Here is a 973-nt window from a genome sequence, read left to right as displayed (position 1 = left end):
ATGATGCGGGTTCGATTCCCGCTGTACGCTCCATATAGCTCGATTCTTGCTGTATTTTACATCCTAAATTAAATCCAACTGAATTTTATTTTCTAACGCTTTGATGCGTGTTTTGTCATGTCTGACGTTTGAGTGAACACTGTATTTTAAGAGTTTAGAATTCACTGTGACCATTTTGAGACCACAGTGTGACCAACGTGACCTAGATTGTCTAAATTTCGATTGGTTGAGAAGGTTAATTTAGTCAACCTGCAGATCATTATCTGGGATCACTTCGAGAAGCTCACCGACGGTGCAATTTAAGTAAAGACAGAGTTTTTCCAGCGCTTCAAAATCAATACGGTTATTAGTCTCATGAAAAAGTCGGTTAACTGTACTTCTATTTATCCCGGTATCTCTTACTACGTCAGCAATTTTGAGCTTTCTAGCACCTAGCAAAGTTGATAAATGGCATTTGATCATTTCTATAAAGACCCTAAATGTTTCGCTAAAGATACAAGGTGGTGTTTACAGGCTCTGTACTGGTCTAATGAAGTTGGACACCGAATTGAGAGACAATACTTGTCAGAACAATGAGGTGAAACATGACTGAGAAAAGAGCTTACAAACGCTACCCCAAGGAATTTAAAGAAGAAGCCGTCGCATTAGTACGAGAGCAAGGTTATAGCGTAGCTCAGGCAGCAGAAGCTGTTGGTGTTACAACTACGGTTCTCTACAAGTGGAAGGAAAAGTTAGAAGCCCAACTAGAAGGCACTGAACTATCTGATGACGAACGTGACGAGCTCAAACGACTTCGTAAAGAAGTCAAAGAGTTACGTATGGAGAAGGAGATTCTAAAAAAGGCTTCAGCCTTCTTCGCGAAAGAAATGAAGTAAGGTTTAACATCATTAAAACTGAGTCAACCCGATACCCAGTAACCCATCTATGTCAGACGATGAGAGTAAGCCGCTCAGGTTATTACGACTGGCTAAAA

1 protein-coding gene and 1 pseudogene are annotated in these 973 nt (G+C 40.4%); one reads left to right on the top strand and one right to left on the bottom strand.

Annotation, left to right across the window (positions count from 1 at the left end; translation table 11 throughout):
* Nucleotides 1–240 precede the first annotated feature (240 nt).
* Nucleotides 241–462 carry a helix-turn-helix domain-containing protein gene (locus ACP45E_RS16615; protein WP_017034951.1) on the bottom strand — a complete coding sequence of 74 codons (222 nt, stop codon included), beginning with the start codon at nucleotides 460–462 and terminating at the stop codon, nucleotides 241–243.
* A 122-nt stretch (nucleotides 463–584) separates the two neighbouring features.
* Here ACP45E_RS16615 and ACP45E_RS16610 point away from each other — a divergent pair.
* Nucleotides 585–973: pseudogene (locus tag ACP45E_RS16610) on the top strand (transposase); the annotation flags it as partial.

Origin of the sequence: Vibrio genomosp. F10 str. 9ZD137 (assembly GCF_049974785.1) — a bacterium.
Taxonomy (GTDB): domain Bacteria; phylum Pseudomonadota; class Gammaproteobacteria; order Enterobacterales; family Vibrionaceae; genus Vibrio.
The sequence above is the reverse complement of the archived record's forward strand: the minus strand, read 5'-3'. Positions and strand labels throughout refer to the sequence as shown.

Excerpts from the sequence above, each read along its gene's own strand:
- ACP45E_RS16615 (WP_017034951.1), bottom strand. The coding sequence starts at position 462 with ATGATCAAATGCCATTTATCAACTTTGCTAGGTGCTAGAAAGCTCAAA.